This is a genomic window from Pontibacter sp. GD13 (assembly GCF_058216355.1).
This window is the reverse complement of the sequence record NZ_JBYZMQ010000009.1, coordinates 122,583-142,752: the sequence shown is the minus strand read 5'-3', so window position 1 is coordinate 142,752 and position 20,170 is coordinate 122,583. Positions and strand designations below refer to the sequence as shown.

At 49.7% G+C, this 20,170-nt stretch carries 16 protein-coding genes; 6 read left to right on the top strand and 10 right to left on the bottom strand.

Going from position 1 to position 20,170, the window contains the following annotated elements:
• Positions 1-86 precede the first annotated feature (86 nt).
• The 5 genes from AC4BAN_RS13365 to uvrA all read right to left on the bottom strand — a co-directional run bounded on the left by AC4BAN_RS13365 (position 87) and on the right by uvrA (position 9,968).
• The gene (locus AC4BAN_RS13365; RefSeq protein WP_490564911.1) at positions 87-4,832 is read right to left on the bottom strand and encodes a hypothetical protein; all 4,746 of its coding nucleotides are present in this window, start codon (positions 4,830-4,832) and stop codon (positions 87-89) included.
• A 34-nt stretch (positions 4,833-4,866) separates the two neighbouring features.
• Entirely contained in the window at positions 4,867-5,697 is an 831-nt protein-coding gene (gene prmA, locus AC4BAN_RS13360) for a 50S ribosomal protein L11 methyltransferase (RefSeq protein WP_490564910.1), read from the bottom strand.
• 7 nt (positions 5,698-5,704) lie between these two features.
• Entirely contained in the window at positions 5,705-6,079 is a 375-nt protein-coding gene (locus tag AC4BAN_RS13355) for a 7(1) septoil knot domain-containing protein (protein WP_490564909.1), read from the bottom strand.
• Positions 6,080-6,171: 92 nt separating this feature from the next.
• Complete coding sequence (gene tpiA / locus AC4BAN_RS13350; protein WP_490564908.1) at positions 6,172-6,933, bottom strand: triose-phosphate isomerase; 762 nt, start codon at positions 6,931-6,933, stop codon at positions 6,172-6,174.
• Positions 6,934-7,160: 227 nt separating this feature from the next.
• Complete coding sequence (gene uvrA, locus AC4BAN_RS13345) at positions 7,161-9,968, bottom strand: excinuclease ABC subunit UvrA (protein ID WP_490564907.1); 2,808 nt, start codon at positions 9,966-9,968, stop codon at positions 7,161-7,163.
• Positions 9,969-10,291: 323 nt separating this feature from the next.
• Between uvrA and AC4BAN_RS13340 the strand changes: the two genes are divergently transcribed.
• Positions 10,292-10,426, top strand: a complete 135-nt coding sequence (locus AC4BAN_RS13340) for a 30S ribosomal protein THX (RefSeq protein WP_490564906.1) — start codon at positions 10,292-10,294, stop codon at positions 10,424-10,426.
• A 66-nt stretch (positions 10,427-10,492) separates the two neighbouring features.
• Here the strand turns inward: AC4BAN_RS13340 and AC4BAN_RS13335 are convergent, their stop codons facing one another.
• Positions 10,493-11,755, bottom strand: a complete 1,263-nt coding sequence (locus tag AC4BAN_RS13335; RefSeq protein ID WP_490564905.1) for an MFS transporter — start codon at positions 11,753-11,755, stop codon at positions 10,493-10,495.
• A 463-nt stretch (positions 11,756-12,218) separates the two neighbouring features.
• Here AC4BAN_RS13335 and AC4BAN_RS13330 point away from each other — a divergent pair, with 463 nt between their 5' ends.
• The 4 genes from AC4BAN_RS13330 (at position 12,219) to nth (ending at position 15,122) form a co-directional block, all read left to right on the top strand.
• Complete coding sequence (locus AC4BAN_RS13330; protein WP_490564904.1) at positions 12,219-12,566, top strand: hypothetical protein; 348 nt, start codon at positions 12,219-12,221, stop codon at positions 12,564-12,566.
• A gap of 1,046 nt (positions 12,567-13,612) precedes the next feature.
• A complete protein-coding gene (locus AC4BAN_RS13325) occupies positions 13,613-14,215 on the top strand; it encodes an RNA polymerase sigma factor (RefSeq protein WP_490564903.1) in 603 nt (200 codons plus the stop codon).
• On the top strand, positions 14,190-14,420 hold the full coding sequence (locus AC4BAN_RS13320) for a hypothetical protein (protein ID WP_490564902.1): 231 nt from the start codon (positions 14,190-14,192) through the stop codon (positions 14,418-14,420). The genes AC4BAN_RS13325 and AC4BAN_RS13320 overlap by 26 nt, the downstream gene beginning before the upstream one ends.
• A gap of 18 nt (positions 14,421-14,438) precedes the next feature.
• On the top strand, positions 14,439-15,122 hold the full coding sequence (nth, locus tag AC4BAN_RS13315) for an endonuclease III (RefSeq protein ID WP_490564901.1): 684 nt from the start codon (positions 14,439-14,441) through the stop codon (positions 15,120-15,122).
• A 64-nt stretch (positions 15,123-15,186) separates the two neighbouring features.
• Here the strand turns inward: nth and AC4BAN_RS13310 are convergent, their stop codons facing one another.
• A complete protein-coding gene (locus tag AC4BAN_RS13310) occupies positions 15,187-16,368 on the bottom strand; it encodes a sensor histidine kinase (RefSeq protein ID WP_490564900.1) in 1,182 nt (393 codons plus the stop codon).
• A gap of 293 nt (positions 16,369-16,661) precedes the next feature.
• Here AC4BAN_RS13310 and AC4BAN_RS13305 point away from each other — a divergent pair, with 293 nt between their 5' ends.
• Positions 16,662-17,174, top strand: a complete 513-nt coding sequence (locus AC4BAN_RS13305; protein ID WP_490564899.1) for an LURP-one-related family protein — start codon at positions 16,662-16,664, stop codon at positions 17,172-17,174.
• Positions 17,175-17,321: 147 nt separating this feature from the next.
• Here AC4BAN_RS13305 and AC4BAN_RS13300 read toward each other — a convergent pair whose 3' ends face one another.
• From AC4BAN_RS13300 to gldB, 3 genes are all read right to left on the bottom strand, one after another.
• Entirely contained in the window at positions 17,322-17,762 is a 441-nt protein-coding gene (locus AC4BAN_RS13300) for a DUF4890 domain-containing protein (RefSeq protein ID WP_490564898.1), read from the bottom strand.
• A gap of 117 nt (positions 17,763-17,879) precedes the next feature.
• A complete protein-coding gene (locus AC4BAN_RS13295; RefSeq protein ID WP_490564897.1) occupies positions 17,880-19,088 on the bottom strand; it encodes a glycosyltransferase family 4 protein in 1,209 nt (402 codons plus the stop codon).
• Positions 19,089-19,112: 24 nt separating this feature from the next.
• Positions 19,113-20,117 (bottom strand): gliding motility lipoprotein GldB, encoded by a 1,005-nt coding sequence (gene gldB / locus AC4BAN_RS13290; protein ID WP_490564896.1) that lies wholly within the window; start codon positions 20,115-20,117, stop codon positions 19,113-19,115.
• Between the last annotated feature and the right edge of the window lie 53 nt (positions 20,118-20,170).

Below are 20,170 nucleotides of genomic sequence, written 5' to 3'. Positions count from 1 at the left end.
ACAAGCCCAAATATAGGCATAACTTAATTTAAACTCCAAAAATCATGTTTTACTTTAACTATATACGGGATGTCTATCACGGATGGTTAACTCCCCTTGTCACCCTTCTTTTTCTTTTTGGTGTCTTTCTTCTGAACTTCTTCCTTTTCAACCGGGGTACTGGCAGGCTCTTGTAGGGTTTGCCCGTTCGCTGCCTTAAAACCACTTTCGCCGTTTAGGTAACTTTTCCTGAAATGCTCCAGAAACATATTCTTGTCGATCTCCTCGCCTGGGTAAACCCCGTAGTTAGCGCCGCCGCCACGGCCTCCTTTTGCCTTGGCCTGTACTTGCTTGTTGAGCTCGTTATCAGAGGAGGCAATCGTTAAACCATTCTCGAAAAAGCTGATATAGTACCAGGAGTAGGGGTTAGCCTGCAGGTACAGCGACACAGCCGGCTCTCCGTTCATATCCTGCCTCACCTCCAGGTATCCATCGAGCTGCGCGTTGATGTCCTCTTTCAGGATGCCGGCTACACCCAGTTTACCGGTGCTATACCAGGCATTCTGCTCGTTAGACCAATGCAGGTTCACTTTACTCAGCAGCAGGCTACGCACCAGCTTTCCGGAAACAGAAGGGAGCGGCACATAGGCTACCGCCGATTTCTCCTGGTAACGTCGCACCTCCCTGTCCCCGATAAACTCGGCCAGCTTATACAGCGCGGCGTCACTCTTGTCCAGTGCTTCCGGAGCCCCTCCTACATTCTCTTTCAAAGACTTGGCCATGGCGCCTAGCACATTGCTGTGGGCTGTCAGGTCGAAGGCAATAAACGTGTCCAGGTCGTAACGGCTGCTGTCTACTTTGGCGTTTCCGCTGCCGGCCACTTCCATGGCAAAATTCTTCATGGGGTTAACCAGGTTCATTTTACCTTCGAAACGGATGGTGTTGGTGGCTTCGTTATAAAGCAGCATGTTGCCCTCATACGAGTTGGCGTACGCGCGGCCCTCTCTGCCTATCTTAAACTCCGTTTTCTCCTTGTTGTACGATAGCAAGCCATCCACCACAAACAGGTCCAGATCCTCGTCGGCTTGTTTTTTGGATACGAGCGTGTTATAAAGTTTTGAGCTGCCCCTGGAAACATGCAGACCAGTGAACAAAGGGGTGCCGTCGGCGGTCATGGGTTTAATGATCGGGATGCGCACATTCCTCGGGTCCAGGCTTTCCTGCTTGTACGGGAACCAGTCAGAGTCTGCGGGGTTACCCGTGAAGTTGAGCTTCAGGTCCCCGTCAAAATCCAGGTTCTCGTTCATGGCATTCAACACGATGTTACCCCGGTATAAGATGCGTGGAAATATGTAGAATGGCTTCTTTTCGTCGGCTTTGGCCTCGGCAAACGTGTAGATAGGCTTTTTCTTTTCCTTCGGGTTGCCATACACGAATTTGGTAAACTGCAGCTGGAAGGAGTCGGAGGCGGCATTGTAATAGTCGTGCTTGGCGGTACCCTTAAAAGCCTTGCGCGACAGCACATCAATTGTACCCGCGTACAGTTTGTGGTACTGCTGCGCGCTGTCGGCCAATATTTTTGCGTTGCGCAAGGTTTTAATGGTCGCGTCGGCTGCTACTGACACCCTCCCACTATCGGGCACCACATACGAGTCGCCTACTGTAATGTAAGGCACACCACCTGCCAGCAAGGTATTCGCCTTTAAGTCATACACCCCACTGGCGGCAATAAAACGCAACCCCTCTTGCTGCGGATGCTGGGAGTAGAACCAGTTCTTGGCTCCATTCTCATCGGCTTTTAAACTTACCCGTTGCGCATTCATGTCCCAGCGGGCACTGCTCATCGATGTTTTATACTGTGCTTTCGGAAACTCTATACTTGCCACACCTTTTTGCTCGCTCTCAAAGTCCACAAAGCCTTTTACCAGGTCATACTCAAAGGCCATGTCCTGGGCTTTGATAGCGGGCCTGCCTGCCACATCAGACTTGGCGATCATGGTGGCATGGTTGCCACTCATACCGCGCTGCTTAAAATGAAGCTCCGGCGAGGTAACGTTGGCCACAGGGTTATCCACTACGCCAGCGCCATACAAACCACCCGGCGACAGCTTGGCCACGCCCTTAAAGGCAAACTCCTCCTGGTAAATCTTCATCGGCTCTTTTTGGGTCTGCAGATACATGGTATCGGCTTTAGGAAGCCAGTTCATCTCGAAACCCGTAAGCTTGGCCATCGGGAATTTCGTGCCCCCCAATGTTTGCTCTGCGATCATGACCGATCTGCCGGCTTTTGTAACGACCGAATTTTTATAATACGTATAAGCCGGCGCCTGCAAGGTGGCGGTCAGGTGCGTTAGTTTGCCTTTGCTCTGTATGCCGCTGGCGCTCATCATAATGGTATCGAAGGCGATGCCCTTGCCCCCGTAGGCCGCTAAACCCGCGGCGGCTGGCTGGTAATAGAAGCCAAGGGTTTTATCCGGCATCATGATCAGTTTGGTTTTGATCGGGGGGAAAATGCCGCCTGAGTTGAAGGTGCCGTCAAAGCCGATCACGTTCTTGCCTGAGCTAAGGCTATCCAGTTTGAAGGGGGGCATTTTAAAATACACCGTGCTGTCGTAGGCGCCTGCAGCCACATCGGGCCTGGCGAAAGCCACCTGGGCACCCACCGGGGCATCAAACTTGGGGTATTCGGCAAAATGCTCCTCCCCTGACTTGTTGGTTGGCTTATCGATGTAAAGTTTCCCGGTCAGGGCGCCTCCCTTTCCTGTCAGTACCTGGTTGGTCATTTTTCCGGAACGGCGCTGCCGCGACATTAAGGCAACGGTATCCAGTTTCACCAGATCAATGGTAAACTCCTCGTAGTTAAACCGGAACTTACTGCCTTTAAAGGCCAGGCTGCTGGCAAACACATTGCCGTCAAACTCTATGTCGCGGTTTTTAAGTATGTGCACTTCGCTTTTGCGGGGAACCACATACACGCTGGCGGTATCGTTGTTGAAGGTGATCTTATCCACACCGCGCACAGTCAGTTTGTTATTCGCCAGGTTCAGGGTGGCGTTTCTGCCGGAAGGCACCACCGATCTGATCACCAAGTGGTCATAATCCGTTAAACTGCGCGATGATTTCACGTAGTGCCAGGCTTTCTCTTTCAGCTCGATGTAGCCGGAGGCGGGGTCGTAGTCGATGTAGCCGGCATGCTGCATGGTAAGTGCGGCCTCCTGAATGGCCTTTTCACTCAATTTTGTAGCCTGCGCCACCTCCGACACAAAAAAAGTGTTGCTCTTTGCCTTGGCGCCATAGCCCACCAACACCTGCAGGGGATGGAAAGGGGCAATACCCACCATTTGCTGGTATCGGTTGTTAGAGTAATAATGTTTGGACTCCAGTTGCACGGGCACCAGCGTTTTAGTATTGATGATGGAGAAATCGATGTCCTGGGCTTTTAGATCCCAGAGCAAACGCTCGGCCGTGATCTCGAGCTTGTGGTAGGTATCGTAAAAAGGAGTGCTGGCATACGGCCCCTTGTCTTTTGTAAGGGTGAGGGTTTGATCGGGCTTGGAAAAACGCAGCTGCATGGCCGGATGCGTGAGAGAGTCCTGTTGCTGGTAAATGGCCACAGAAGCACGATTGGCCATAATCAGCGAGTCGTTGATGGTGAAACTGCGTGCCTTGGAGCGAAACTTCCGTTCCCCGTTATGCGAAACCACAATCTCAGACAAACTGTTATCCAATGATTTGCTGCCCACCGCATTTCCGATAAGCGAGAAACCTCCCGTGTACCTGATGTTATTCCCCAGCGTGCGCAGCTGCGCATCGTTGGTAAACGAAAAGAACTTAGGGTAGGGATAGGCACTGGTCTTGCGCTTCCCGCTGAGCCATTCCATGGCTCCATCTACGGGCATGGCGAGCATGGCCGGGTAGGCGATGCTTACATCCGGGGCCTTGAATCCGGCAAAGGAGGTGGTAAAGTTATACTTGCTGAGCGTTGCTGTTACAGGTTCGCCATTCACTTTCCAGGTAAAAGTGCCGGCCTCACCCACAAAAAGGTTGTTGGCTAGCATCAGGTGGCCGTGCGTGTTTTGGATGGAGGTAGAATCCCAGGGGGTAACGAAGGTGAGGTTGGCGTTCTCCAATTTTAGCACCGGGCCGCTGAGCTTCGGCTGCTCAGGCACGAACTGTCGCCTGATGCTTTCTTTCCTGCTTTTCTCGGCCTTCTTCTTGTCCTCTTTTTTGGGAGCGGAGGTTATTGTCCCCCAGCCATCATCGGCTATTACTTCGCCCTTTTCATTCACCTCATCGTCCCAGGAGGCGTTGTCCCAGCTGCTGGCAACATCGTCGGTGGTACCGGTGGCCTTGCTGGCGCCTTCGTAGGAAAAGCTGAAACTGCTTTTGGGTGCGCGTAGGCTGTAGTATGCGTTCTGAAAAAGCCGGTTTGTGCTCAGGTACAGACTGGCTGCGTGCAGGAATTGCTCCAGCCGCTTACCCTCTTCCTGTTGTACGGCCTTGGCGGTAACATCCAGCATCTCATCCAGCTGCTTGCCACGCATGCCCTGGTTATTTACCCCAGCGGTTACCATGGTAAAGAAGTCAGAGAAGTGCGGATTAACGCGCATGCGCTTTTTGTAGAGGTTTTGCGCAATGTCGATCACTTCTTTCTGCTGCCGGGTGGTCAGGTTGCCGCTGTCCCATACTTGCTGCAGGTCGGCGGCCAGCTTTTCGGGGTTTTCGGCTTTCCCCGATATCAGCATGGCTTTTACATCGGCCACAAAATCAGCGGGCTTGTCCGATAGTTTGGACTGTGCCTGTGCAGTAATAAGGGTTAAGAAAAAAAAGAAGGGTAGAAGTTTGTGCCTCATAGCGGAACGTGTAAAAGCCTGAGTTGTGAGTAAGTTAGTTTGCTTTAAAAATGGCGGACACCCAATTGTTCTTTATGCGGTGCGAAACAAAGTTGAGTTTTAGTTCGGCTGCGCGTTCCTGGATCAGGGGCAGGTCTTCGGTATAGAATCCGCTTAACAACAGCCAGCCTGCTGGCTTCAGAACAGCCCTGTAAGCCGGCATATCATCTAAAAGTACATTCCGGTTGATGTTGGCCAGAATGATGTCGTAAGGTTGGTCGCCGGCAATGGTTTCGGCGCCGCCCAGGCGCACGTCAATGGCTTCGTAGCCGTTTAGCGCGGCATTCTCACGGGCATTCTCCACGGTCCAATCCTCTATCTCTACTGCCACGATCTCAGAAGCACCCAACTCTCCGGCCATGATCGCCAGAATACCAGTGCCGCAGCCCATGTCTAGCACGCGCTTGCTCTGGTGGTCCAGGGTAAGTTGGTTCTCGATCATGAGGGTGGTGGTTTCATGGTGGCCCGTGCCGAACGACATTTTCGGGTTGATCACGATGTCATACTTTGCCGCTGCAGGCTTCTCGTGAAACGATGCCCGCACCGACACTTTTCCGCCTATGAACAGGGGCTCAAAGTTCTTCTCCCACTCTTCGTTCCAGTTCTGGCGCTCAATTTTCTGCGTGGCATAGGCCACCTGCACCAGGTCCTTGTAGCGGTTTAATACCTCCTCCAGTTCCTCCTGCGAGTACTTGTCTTCATCAATGTAGGCGCTAAAGCCATCTTCTGTTTCCACAAAAGCGTCGAAGCCCAGTTCTCCCAACTCGGCTGTAAGTATATCCGCAAAATCTGCGTTTACTGTAAGGGTTACTTCTATAAAATCCATTGTTGTATTATTCGCGGCAAGTGGCAAACGAGCGCACATCGGTATAATGCACGGTAAAGTCTGCGAAATTACGGTTTTCGGTTACATATAGCACATGATCGGCAAAAGCTTTGCTCGGGGTAAGATACCAGATAGCCGTGCCATCGGCAAAAAGTTTGTTATTTTCCCGGTACACCACCATGTCCGCAAAGGCTTCCTCCTCGTTCAGGAAAACTGTAAAAGCGGCTGTGTTTTTATACTTTGGGTCGCGCTCCAGGTATACAGAGCCGTATACTTTGCAAAAGTTGCGGGCAATTGGGACATTAACGGCAGGTGCCGGGGCAGCAACCGGCGCTGTAAGCAGGGGCATGAACGCCAGCCAAAGAGTGAAGAATAAATGCATAGTTTAAAGTTAATCAATTTAACTATATGCGCTAACAAAAAAGGCTGCCGACAAATTGCATCGGCAGCCTTTATATTTTAAGAAATTTCTAGTTAGAATGACTTGATGATGGCCGTAAAGTCACGGGATTTCAGGGATGCACCGCCTATCAGGCCGCCATCCACGTCTTCCTGCGCGAACAGCTCCTGCGCATTGCCCGGGTTGCAGCTGCCGCCGTAAAGTATAGAAGTGTTAAAAGCAGCCTCCGCATCGAACATGCGCGAGAGTTGCTCACGGATATAAGCGTGCATTTCCTGGGCCTGCTGGCTGCTGGCCGTGCGACCGGTGCCAATCGCCCAGATCGGCTCGTAGGCCACCACTACCTGGTCAAACTCCTCGTTGCTGAGGTAAGACAGGCTATCGTGCAGCTGCTTGCCCACATACGCAAAGTGGTTGTCGGCATCGCGCTCTTCCAGGGGCTCGCCGCAGCAGAAGATCGGCTTCAGGCCTTGTGCTATACTTGCTTTCAGTTTCTTATAAAGGGTCTGCGCGTCTTCGTGGTGGTACATGCGGCGCTCACTGTGCCCGATAATCACGTACTCCGCGCCCACCGACTTAAGCATGCTAGCCGACACCTCGCCGGTAAAGGCGCCGCTGTCATGCTCGCTCACATTTTGGGCAGCCAGGTGCATCCTGATGTTGCCCTGTGTTAGCTTGCCCACGCTTTGCAGAAACGGAAAAGGGGGCGCGATCACCACCGTCACTTCGCCGGTCACCTCATCTTTCACCATGTTGTCGATCTCCGACACCAGCGAAAGCGCCTCTTCGTAGGTCTTGTTCATTTTCCAGTTGCCTGCAACGATCTGTTTTCTCATGTTTTATAGTTTGAGTTGATGATGGTTATATTTTGTTTTAATGCCTCCGCTGCTTTACGGCAAGATAGGAAAATTTGGTTTATACTTTGTAGCAGGTGTAAAACAAACCACCCCTGCCCCCTATACACCAAGGAGGGGATAAAGGGGTGTTTGGAACCGGAAAACAAAAAGGCCGCTGCACATATAGTTGCAGCGGCCTCCCCATACCTCAACTTTATACTTGCTGCTTACAACTTTCCCTTCAAGAACCGGGCGGTATGGTTATCCTCCAGTTTGGCCATGTCTTCCGGGGTGCCTTCAAACAACAGGTATCCGCCGTTAATGCCTCCTTCCGGGCCTAAGTCTATAATCCAGTCGGCACATTTGATGATGTCCATGTTGTGCTCGATGATGACGACGGTGTTGCCATTCTCAATGAGTGCGTTAATGGAAGTGAGCAGCTTGCTGATGTCGTGGAAGTGCAGGCCCGTGCTGGGCTCATCGAAAATAAAGAGGATGTCTTCCTGGTGCGGCTGCGCTCCCTTGGTCAGGAAAGATGCCAGCTTGACGCGCTGGGCCTCCCCCCCCGATAACGTGTTACTCGACTGCCCCAAACGAATATAGCCGAGCCCTACCTCATTCAAAGGCCGCAATTTTTCTATGATCTTGGTCTGGTCGGCAAAAAACGCGATGCTGTCGGCAATGGTCATGTCCAGCACATCAGAGATACTTTTCTCTTTATACTTTACGTCCAGCACGTCTTGTTTAAAGCGTTGTCCGTGGCAGCTTTCGCAGGTCAGGTAGATATCGGCCATAAACTGCATCTCAATTTTCACCTGGCCTTCGCCCTGGCATACCTCGCAACGGCCTCCTTCTATGTTAAAAGAGAAGTGCGATGGTTTAAAGCCCCGGGCTTTGGCCAGCGGCTGATCGGCATACAGGGCCCGGATAGCATCGTAGGCTTTCACATACGTTACCGGGTTAGAGCGCGAGGACTTGCCAATGGGGTTCTGGTCCACAAACTCCACGTGCCTGACCTTGTTGTAATCGCCGGCCAGTTTATCAAACTTACCTGTGGCCTCTGAGGTGGAACCGTGCAGTTTTTGCATGGCCGGGGCCAGTATCTTTTTGATCAAAGTTGATTTGCCGGAACCACTCACGCCTGTTACCACCGTCATTACATTCAGCGGAATTTTCACGCTCAGGTTCTTCAGGTTGTTCTCGCGGGCGCCTATCAGCTCTATCGCATTGCGCCACTTCCGGCGCTGGGCAGGCACGGGCACCTCCATCTTCCCTGACAGATATTTTGCTGTATACGTGTCGGCACTTTGAGTCAGTTCTTCAAAAGAGCCCTGAAACATCAGATGCCCCCCGCCGGTGCCTGCCTCCGGGCCGATATCGATCAATTGGTCGGCGGCGCGCATCATTTCCTCCTCGTGCTCTACCACAATCACGGTGTTGCCCAGTTGTTGCAGGGTGCGCAGCACGCCAATCAGTTGTTCCGAGTCTTTGGGGTGCAAACCGATACTTGGCTCATCAAGGATATACATAGAACCGACAAGGGCACTGCCCAACGAGGTGGCCAGGTTGATGCGTTGGCTCTCGCCTCCCGACAGGGTATTGGAAAGGCGGTTAAGCGTCAGGTAGCCCAGGCCCACGCGCTCGAGGTAGCCCAAGCGGTTCGCCACTTCTATCACCAGGCGTTCGGCCACGTTCTGCTCATGCTGTGTCAGTTCCAGGTTACGGAAAAACGGCAGCACCTGGGTAAGGGGCATCAGCACCAGGTCGGTTATACTTTTACCGCTTACCTTTACATAGCCTGCATCCTTGCGCAGGCGCGAGCCCTTGCAGTCGGGGCAGGCGGTGCGGCCACGGTAACGCGACAACAGCACCCGGTACTGGATCTTGTGCGTTTGGTGCTGCACATGCCGGAAGAAGTCGTTTAGGCCGTCGAAATATTTGTTGCCCGTCCAGAGCAATTCCTGCTCCGCCTCGCTTAGCTCATTATAGGGCCGGTGAATCGGGAAATCGAAGCGAATGCCATTTTTCAGCAATGGCTGCAGCCACTCGTTCATTTTATCTGTTCGCCAGGGCGCTACGGCCCCTTCGTAAATCGTCAGGCTTTTGTCCGGAATTACCAGATCAGGGTCGATGCCCAGCACGCTGCCGAAACCCTCGCAGGTCTGGCAAGCGCCGTAAGGGTTGTTGAAGCTGAAAAAGTTAACCGAAGGCTCCTCGAACACCATGCCATCCAGCTCAAACTTATCAGAGAACACGCGCTCCTCGTTTTCTCCGAACAGCACGCGGCACTCGCCATGGCCTTCGAAGAAGGCAGTCTGCACCGAATCCGCTATCCGGAACTGCAGGTCCTCATCCGACTGATAGATCACGGCACGGTCGACGAGGATATAGATCTCTTTGCCCAGTTTCGGCTTCTTCTGCTCCAGCAGTTCCTCTATAAAGTATACCTGGCCGTCGGCGTAAATGCGCGAATAGCCCTTTTGCAGCAGCAGGTCCAGTTCTTTGGCAAGGGTACGGTCGTGGGGTTGCAGGAGCGGCGCCAATATCATCACCCGGGCCTCATCCTCCAACGAGAAAACGAAGTCCACCACATCGGTCACGCTGTCCTTTTTCACCACCTCCCCCGACACCGGCGAGATCGTTTTCCCGATGCGGGCATACAGCAGCTTCAGGTAATCGTATATCTCGGTGCTGGTGCCTACGGTAGAACGGTTGTTCTTTATGCTTACCTTTTGCTCGATGGCGATCGCCGGACTAATGCCTTTGATGTAGTCCACGTCTGGTTTATCCATTCGGCCAAGGAACTGGCGTGCGTAAGAGCTCAGGCTTTCCACGTACATCCGCTGGCCCTCGGCATACAGTGTATCGAAGGCCAGCGATGACTTGCCCGAGCCTGAAAGCCCGGTTATGACGATGAATTTATTGCGCGGGAGCGCCACGCTGAGATCTTTCAGGTTATGCACCCGCGCCCCTTTTATGATGATGTTCTGTCGAGCGTCCAGCTCGTCTATGTTATAATCTGGTGTGTGTGCCATACAAGCTTAAACCTGGCAGCGTAAAGCATTGCAGCGGCGCAGGTTGTTTCTCTCTTTAGATAATCGTGTAAAGTTACAAATACCTGACCTCTTTAAGAAAGCCTTTGCCGAATCCGTTTTTACCGATGCGTTTGGCAACAGAAAAGGGGGCGCAGGCATTACATTTTAAGGTTTGAAGCATCTTTTTGTAACACCCGCCGCTCTTAAAAGGTTTAGCTTTTGTTTGCTTTGTCGCGGGCCCTGCCGGCAGTAAAGTTTTCAGGTCTGTTACCTCTTCTGGTATAGTTTGCGTAAGAGTGGATACACACTTTAAAAAACCATTTATGGGAAAAGGAGATAGAAAATCAAGAAAAGGGAAAATCACCAAAGGCACTTTCGGTAACCGCCGCCCACACAAGGCCAAAGCCGCCAGCGCCACCGAAAATCAGACCAAAGAAAAAAAAGAAGCCAGCGCTTAAGCCTGCCTTTCTCTTAGAAGCGCGCAGTCCTGCACCCGGAATGGGTTGGGGCTGCGCGCTTTGTTTTTATACCGCGGCTACCTCGGGGTTGAGATTAAGGGTACGCAATTTATCCGCCTTTAAAGCCGTTACGCCAACTACGCCCAGGGTCATCAGGCCCCCGAAAACGACTGCAGGCACCACACCAAAAAGCCTGGCCGTGAACCCAGATTCGAATGCGCCTATCTCGTTTGAGGAGCCGACAAAAATACTGTTCACAGAAGACACCCGACCTTTCATGTACTCCGGGGTTAGGGTATGTATGAGGGTGGAACGGATGATGACGCTGATGCTATCGAAAGCACCACTCAGGGCGAGCAGCACCATCGAGAACCAGAAGTTGGTGGACAAACCAAAGAGCACGATGCACACCCCGAATCCCGCCACGCACCAGAGCATCTTTTTACCCGCATTCGCCGCTATCGGGAAATAAGCCATGAGCACGGCCATCAGCACAAATCCAATGGCAGGCGCAGCGCGCATGAAGCCCAGCGCCTCCGGGCCCATGTCCAGTATATCGGATGCAAACACAGGCAACAGCGCCACTGCACCCCCAAAGAGCACGGCAAACAGATCGAGGGAGATCGCGCTCAATATCACTTGGTTGCCGAATACAAATTGGATGCCGGACCGGAGGCTGTCCTGCATGTTTTGCGGGTTGGCGTTTTCGGGCAGGGCCCGCGCGCCGATCAGGGAGAAGAAAAACAAGGAAAGCACCACCAGGCTCACGTCGGTGGTGTATGCTGCGGTTACCCCAAAAAAGCCGTAGATAAGGCCGCCAATGGCGGGTCCGGCCAACGAGGCCGCTTGCCAGGTGGTGGTGCTCCAGGTAATGGCGTTGGCGTACAGTTGCTTGGAAGGCACCAGCTGGGGCATAAAAGAAAAAATGGCCGGCCCCATAAAGCCCCTGGCAATACCACTAATAAAGATAACACTGTAAATAGGCAAGGCGCCGTTCTGCTGCAATACTTGGCTTACATCCAGCGTAAAGAACAGCAGGGCTGCTGAACAAAGCAACAACAGGGCAATAACCGACAATATTATTTTTTTCCGGGGCACCACATCGGCTACATACCCGGCATACAGCGAAACCAGGATGGAGGGAACGGCCTCTGCCAGCCCTATCAGGCCCAGCGAAAGCGGATCTTTGGTGATATCGTAGATTTGCCAGCCCACAATTACCGCCTGTATCTGCATCGCCAGCGTAATGCACAGTCTGGCTGCTATGTAAAGCCTGAACTCTGGTATCCTTAAAACCGCATAAGGATCATTTGTGGACTTATCCTTCATCTGAGTCGTTGCTGTGCCATTTTCTAAACCACAAAATTAAGCAAACACCCTGAAGCTTTAGCTGCAATGAAGTATATTATTTAATTGGCAATTAAACGCCTAGCTCCCCGACAAACAAAATATTAATTTACAGACACTTACAAAACACCATCGCCGTTACAAGCCGCCTTTGTAAGAGCCGGTTGAATTTATTCCCTCAGTAAAAGCTATAAACCGCAACACAACCTGCTAAAACGAAGTATAAAAATTCACGATTCGTTATCAATTCGAAAAATGACCCGGCTAATTGGCACCTGTTTTAGTTGAATGTAATCAGACCATTGTGCTTATGTTATCTTAGTCGCTGAGCTATTATTTTTTTATAAACAATCAAATTCAACCCAACGCTATATCTCCTGAAAAGTATACAGGAGAACATTAAGACGTTGCCTAATTTATTATTTACCCATTGATAAATTAACATATGAAATTACATGATATAAGAGACCTGCTGGAGAACATTGAGAAGAAAGTATGTCAACAGGAGATCACCACGGATGAAGCTGTTACGGATCTGATAAATGTGGAAATAGCAAAGGCCATTAACCTAAAATATAAAAAAGAGCACGCAACAGACGAAAAAATGGAAACTGCTTTCCAGAATGTGTCGTGCACCACACTGGCCTGCTATGTAGAACACCTGAAAGCCCTGGAAGAAAAGCTCCGAAAGCCCTCCGACCTGTCAGCACAATGCAAAGCTGTGGAAGAACGTGATATTAACCGTCGCATACTCCTTATATTAAACCGCCTGAAGGGGTATAGCAGAAGATAACGCTTTGTAGATTCCACTTAGAACCAACTCCGATCCTTCGTTAGGCCCCTCAGCTCTTTCGAAGGATTTTTTATGCCAGCTGTTCTATTTTACTTGCACCTAACGTGCTGCAAGCCTTGGCGCGCTGAAGCATTAAGTGGTCATAACAGCAGTCAAACATTTAAGCAACTAGGTTGATTTTAGCCGTCAAAAAAGATTTTACCGCTCCTTTGCCTCCAATAAGTATAGCTGGAGATTCTCTAATAAAAATTTGCCAAGTGCGGACTTTATTCATCACAACTCAAAACAAGCAGACATCCGTCGTGTGTTACGCATGAAAACTGACACTGCAAATGAGGCTGATGTAAATGCGCTGGCAGGTATTTTTTACGACAGTACGAATAAGGATGCCCTGCTGTCAGCGGCGTTTAACTTCCATGCATAAGTTGACAGGCAAAGTCAACTTATGCATTTTCTCGGGCAGAATTCTGTTCGGCAGCATGCCGTATAAAAGCCATCCCTCCCGAAAGCACCTTTACCTGCCAACCAGCCCAGTGCACTTCAAACGCTGGGCACACTTATTTGCCAGGTCACGGACAGCCAGTCTAAGGCCTTATACAGAAGAGCCCACCCACAGAACTCTGCGCATTGACAGCATATTCCGGATGAAGATGTGCATGTTCATGGCTTCTTAAAAAGGCCAGGCTCATAATTTTTACAGGCGCGCAGCATAAAATCGTCAGCAAAGAAGGTAAAAATAGTGCCTTAATTAAACAGAAACGGCTGAATACCAGCTATTAGCTATATGTGGAAAACTAAATTGAAAGAAAAGCACTCTCATTTATACTTTCCTAACGTATAACAAAAAATCAATAACCCTGAGAACGTGCGCTGAGAGGCAGCTAGTACCTAAAGCCTGAACTTTTTTCACAGACTGGTCCGCTTCCTCTTGCACGAACAAAATGTATTACATATATTTGATTTACACTTCAAAAAAAGTTTGTTCAAAAACCCCTAAGCGCAACAATATGATATAAAGCTCTACGTTAAACTAATGTAGCTTTACGATGAATACAACTACCCAGCTGAGCGACTCTGCTTTGGTCTCGCTCTATATCGCAGGTGAAGAAAATGCGTTTGAACAGCTTGTAAACAGACACAAGAACAAAGTCTACACAACGATCTTATTAATTGTTAAGGACACGTACATTGCCGAAGACCTGATGCAGGATGCTTTTATTAAGGCTATCCACACCATGAAAAGCGGCAGGTACAATGAAGAAGGCAAGTTCTCTTCGTGGATATGCCGCATCGCCCATAACCTGGCGATCGACTTTTTCCGTAAAGAGAAAAGGAGCCCGATGATCACGCTGGACGATGGCAGCAATGTGTTTAACACCATGGCTTTTTCCGAGGACTCTGCGGAGTCTATTCAAGTGAAAGAGGACACACATGCGCGCCTGAGAGACTTGATCCAAACGCTGCCGCAAACGCAGCGGGAAGTGCTTATGATGCGGCATTATGCTGACATGAGCTTTCAGGAGATAGCCGACGCGACCGGCGTGAGCATCAACACTGCCTTGGGGCGTATGCGCTATGCGCTGATCAACCTGAGGAAGAAGATGCTAAAAACTAATTTCGCATATGATAAAAACCTCTACTCAGAATGAGTTGATCCAGTATGTTTATGATGAGTTGGCAGCCGATGCCCGCCAACACCTGGAGTCGACTTTTAAGCATGACAACGAGTTGGCCGAAAGCTGCTCAGACCTCCTGCAGATCCAGAACCTTTTAGGTGGCGCGCTCAAAAGCCCAAGCGACCGCTCCATTCAGAACATACTAAATTATTCAAAAAGCTTAAGTTTGCAGTTGTAACAACTGCAAACTTTTTTTATGCTTAAACGAGAACGCTACAAGCTCCTGATTGCGTATTTTACGCAGCATTTTCCGGAGCCTGAAACCGAACTGGCCTATACAAACCCCTATCAGCTGTTGTTGGCCGTTGTGCTAAGCGCACAGTGCACCGATAAACGCGTGAACATGGTAACGCCTGCCTTGTTTGAGGCTTTCCCGGAGCCGGAGCACCTGGCTGAAGCTGCCCCTGAGGATATTCTCCCTTACATCAAAAGTATCTCATACCCCAACAACAAGGCTAAGCACCTGGCTGGTTTGGGTAAAATGCTGGTGAAACAGTTTAGCTCCGAAGTCCCCAGCACGGTAGAAGATCTGGTAAAACTACCGGGCGTGGGCCGCAAAACTGCCAACGTCATAGTTTCGGTTATCTGGAACCAGCCGGCCATGGCCGTAGACACACATGTGTTCAGGGTAAGCAAGAGGCTGGGGCTCGTAACCAAAGTCGCTAAAACACCGCTGGAGGTAGAAAAGCAGCTCGTAGCCAACATTCCGAATGATCTTGTTTCAAAGGCACACCACTGGCTTATACTTCATGGCCGCTACATCTGCATTGCCCGAAAGCCGAAGTGCGAAGAATGCCCTTTAACCCACTTCTGCGCCTTTTTTCAGAAAAACTTTCCAAATATTCCGGACGACCCTGAGAATAAACTGGGCGCTTTGTAAATACAAAAAGCCTGCTGCAAATACATGTTGCAGCAGGCTTTTATGAGTTGGGTGTACGGAATTATTAAAGTATGATGGTAAAGGTTGTGCCTTCATGGAGGGTGCTGCGCACCTCTATCCGCTTTTCAGCATTATCCAGGATTCTTTTCACTATATACAAGCCGAGGCCGCTTCCTTCCACATGATCATGATAGCGCTTGAACATTGTAAATATACCATCTAATTTATTTGGAGGGATGCCCAGGCCGTTATCTGTAATGGTAAGATGCGTTGCACAGCCTACCGCTTCTACCTGCACGTGTATTTGCGGGGTCCTTTCCGGTGAACGGTACTTGATGCCATTACTCACGATATTATAAATAATGCTTTTGAAATTCGCCTTCGAGAAGTTTATCAACAGGTTATCCTGACCCGTTACTTCAATTTTGGCTTGTGTTTCTACGATTTGATTATGCAAATCCTGCTTAACAGACTCCATCACTTCCAACATGTCAATGACTGCAGGCTGTTCAGCAACACTTGGTTGATCTATTCTGACGATGGTGGTCAGGTCGTTGATAGTGGTAGCGAAACGCTTTAGCGAGGACTTCATAAGCCTGGCAATATGCCTGACTTCATCTCTATCCAAGTTTTCACGGGCTAAAGTTTCAGAAAGGGCAGCCAATAAACCTTCTATATTGGCTACAGGCGACTTCAGGTCGTGAGAGGCTGTGTAAACAAAGTTATCCAAATCAAAGTTGGCACTCGTCAGGGCTCTGTTCTCCTGTTGTAATTCAATATTGGCGGTATGGCTTCTTTCTAACAGTTCGAGGCTCTGCAGATGAAAGGACAACAGTTCGGCAAACATAGTGAACATGTTCACAACTTTATCGCTTTTTATCTCTGCCGGTTTGGAGTCTATGGCGCACAGCGTCCCGAAGAAGGTGCCATTCTTTAAGATGATGGGAACCGAAATGTAGCTCTGCAACCCATAAAGCTGTGGGGTATGATGATTTTTGTAAAGTGGGTCCTGGGCCACATTGTCAATAACAACAGGTTGGAGGTGACCCCTTATTTCATTGCAAAGGGTCGTTTCAACCTTCAACTCACCTCCTACTTTCAACCCAAACTCAACCGTATCCAACACGCTGCATGCCAGCCACCTATCGTTTGTTACACGGGCTACGGCAGCAAATCCCATCCCTGTTGTCTCGCAAACCACCTTTAGCATTGCAGGCACCACCGAAATCTGCCTTACCGCTTCCATGTCTTTAAATAAGACGTCTTGGCTATCAATCATCAAATAAAGTGTAACTACTCTTTACCGGTAAAGAATTGGTCTAAATTAATAAAAAATTATAATAAAGACGCTTGAAGTTTCAATTAAGTGCAAATGCCAGTGTCGGCACTTTTAAGGTAATACCTGTTCAGCTCACACTTTCCGATTATCCGATCTGCACCCTTCTGGATTAAATAGGATAAGGGTTTATATTATATTTTAGCTATATTGAAGATGCTTACTTAAAACCACTTTATAATTATCCAAGTCGCTGTTCCTTTATGCACCCTACCCTGAATCAAAACGCATACTTTGTAAAAGAGCACACCGGCATGTTTAAAGCCGCCAACAATTACGATATCTTCAACCCACAAACGCAGGAGATGATCATGACCTGCCGTGAGGAGAAACTGGGTTTTTTTACTAAAATTGTCCGGTTTACGGAATATAAACGGATGACGCCCTTTCATATCGAGATCAAAAATGCGGATGGCGAAAAAGTGCTGACGGTGCGCAGAGGAATTGCTTTTTTTATGTCTACCGTGGAAGTGCTGGATGAGAACGACCAGGTAGTGGGCCGAATGAAACAGAAGTTTTTTTCGATCGGCGGCAAGTTTGAAATCGAGGATGCCGACGGCAGCTACCTGTTCTCGCTAAAGGGCAAATGGACAAGCTGGGATTTTAAGTTTATAAAAGAGCATGTGGAATTTGCCCAGGTGAGTAAAAAGTGGGCGGGTATCGGGAAGGAATTGTTTACCTCTGCCGATAATTATATGCTATCTATCACCGACTAGGTACCGCAAGACAACAATATCCGTCTGTTAATACTGGGAGCGGTTATGTGTATAGATATGGTATTGAAAGAGTAGCACCCCAGAGCATTAAAATAAAAGGGGGATGCCAATAGCCTCCCCCTTTTGCATTCTCTTATGTTAGCTTTTTTACTGCTTCTCTTCTCGCCGCCCTTTTCGGAGTTGCTGGTGTTTGGCCTTCATCTCTTCCCGACGGGCTTCATATTGGGCATATTGCTTCTGATCCAGAATACCTTTCAACTCGGCATGATAACGGGCTTTAATGGCCTGCCTTTCGTTGCGCATCTTTTCTCTGTCGCTGGCCTGTCCCCGGTTAGCCTGCAGATCTTGTTTCTGCTGGGCAAACTTTAGGTTGAGGGCCAAAAGGCTTTGTTGCTGCGCGTCGTTCAGGTTTAACTTTTTGGTAAGCGCCTCTGTCCGGTGAGCCGCCATTTCTGAAGGTGTTTTCTTATTTTTTTCAACGCGTTTGCTACGTTGCTCTGTGCGTTGCTTTTTCTGTGGCACCTGCTGGGCAAACGTAGTGCCTGCCATCAACACACCCAATACGAGTACGGTTATAATCTTCTTCATCTATTTCCTGTAAAGGTTGGATAGTTAAAACTTTTAGGAGCAAATGGTCTTATGCAATTCGCTCTATAAATCATAAGTTTCCAAACCTTGTGCCAAAAAATATAATTGCCTGATTATTTAATTCTGGTGGTTTGCTGCAGCCAGCAAAACAGCTTCTACCCGTGTAACCATTTGCTGCCTATCAAACAGCGCGCTGGCGATGGTGGCTCCGTTTTCCCCTGCCTGGCGCAGCTTTTCAGGCTCCTTAAGCGCTTCACGGATTGTAGCTGCCAGGGCAAAGGGCTGTGCTGGCGGCGCATACCATCCTACCCGATGGGCTTCCACAAAATCTTTCGTCCAGCCGGGGTTGGTGACAAGCACCGGGGTGCCGCAGGCAAGGCTATCATAAAACTTAGAAGGCGAGTTGGTTGCCAGCACAGGCAAATCGTTAAACGTAACCAAAGACAAGCTGGCCAGCTTAAAAAGCGCAGAGACCTGATGCCTCGGTTGGGGGGGCAGCAACAGTAGGTTCGGCAGTTCCTGGGCCAGCTCTTGAAGACGTGGCTCATAATACCCGTTCCCGGCAAGTAAAAACACGACTCCTTCATCCCCAGCCATACTTTTAATGGCCTGCATGAGCGTTGGTATGGCGTTGGCTCTGCCATAAGTGCCCGCATAAAGCACCACCTGTTTACCGGCCAGGTTATACTTTTGGCGCAGCTTATCCACATCCCGGGGACTAACGGCATGTACAAGATCAAGGTCGGTGCCATTTAAAATGGTATGCACCTTTCGGGGAGTATTGCCTACTATGTTTTCCACATGCGCTGTCATGTCGGGAGAGAGCGTGATAACCTGGCTGGCGCTGCGGTAAAGGTTTGCCTCCAACTTATAGAGCTGACGCTGCATTAGACCACTTTTTACGGCTCCCATCTCAATCGGGAACCGTGGCCATAGGTCCTGTACCTCAAACACCCAGGGAACATTACGCAGTTTTGCTACCTGCGCTGCGGCCCAGGGAGTAGTAAGAGGAGTAGACACTGCCCAAATCACATCGGGTTTCGGTATTGTCAATCCTTTGGCTAAAGCATAGGCCCCGTAGTGGCTAAAGGACTTCATCCGCTGCACTACCCCCATCTTATTGGCATAAGGAGAAGCACACTCATAAAGCATCACTCCTTTCGGCACCCAAGGGTATTGATTCGTTAACTTTGTTCGGCGCCATCCGTCACTTGTAATCAACGTTACCTGATGCCGTTTTGCCAGTTCCTGTATAAAAGTGTAGTGCCTGCAAGTAGCCGGGCAGTCAGGATTGTGGTGGTGCTGGTTAAAAACGAGGATATGCATCAGGTGCTTGGCTGAAAGGACAGCTTATTTGCGCCTCTCGGGCTTATACTTCGACGCATTGAAAATTTTCTGCGCGTCGGTGTCGGCCATTAAAGCAGGCAGTGTCACCCCAGGGTTGCGCTCCATGTAGGTGCGCACGATCTGCCAGCCTACCCATGCCCCCAGGCGCCCAGGTGCTTTGGCATCTATCTCAGGGGTAAAAGGCCTTTCTCCAAGGTATTTATTTATCAGGAAAGGGCTTTTTTCATACAAAAGGCTTTTCTCGATAAAGTGTGCCCAGATGCGTCCTTCATTGTGCGTTACATCGGCCAGCTGCTGCCCGGAATAGCCTATAATGAGGGAGTCGGGGGTACAGGGCATGATCTGCTTCACAAAGTAATAGGCTTTGCCCATGCTCACCATTTCAGAAAGCAGGTTCCTGTTAGAGAAATCGGTTTTGTTATATCGGTTCGAAAGTAGCAGCATGGCGGCAGGCACCATCATCTCGCGTTCGTAACGCTTCAGTATGTAATCGTAGGCTTGCGGACGATAGCTTGCGTTTTTGCCAATGAAGTAATCCAACCCGAAAACCAGCAGGCTATCCGACAGAAACAGGTCGTTGCCGATGGTGCCCAGTCCGGTTACAAATGTTTTCACCTGCGGCACCTGAAAGGTCGGGTAATAATACTTTACAAACTTAAAGGCAGTTTCGAGCTGGTTTTTTTCCTGTTGCATGTCTCCGAAACGGGCGTTGGCTTCCTGCACCAGCGTATCCAAGGACGGGTTAGAGGTTAGCTCCAGCAGCGGCATGATCAACAAAGAGTCGGAGGGGTACTGCTTTCTTTGCAGGTATTTATCCGCAAAAAGGGGATGCTCCCTCAGGAACTCAGCCATTTCCTGCCTGCTGTCCGCCGCATAAAAAGGCTTCTCCAAGCGTTCTATGTTCACCTTAACCGGAATGTTGGCCACTGCTTCGGGTATTTCGCATGCTTTGTGCTGGCAGCCAAAAATCAGGGGGAGTAGTGCAAGTATTAAAAATCTATAATACATTATCTTGTATATTTGTACAAAAATAGTGGGTTATTACGTATTAGGGTAACACT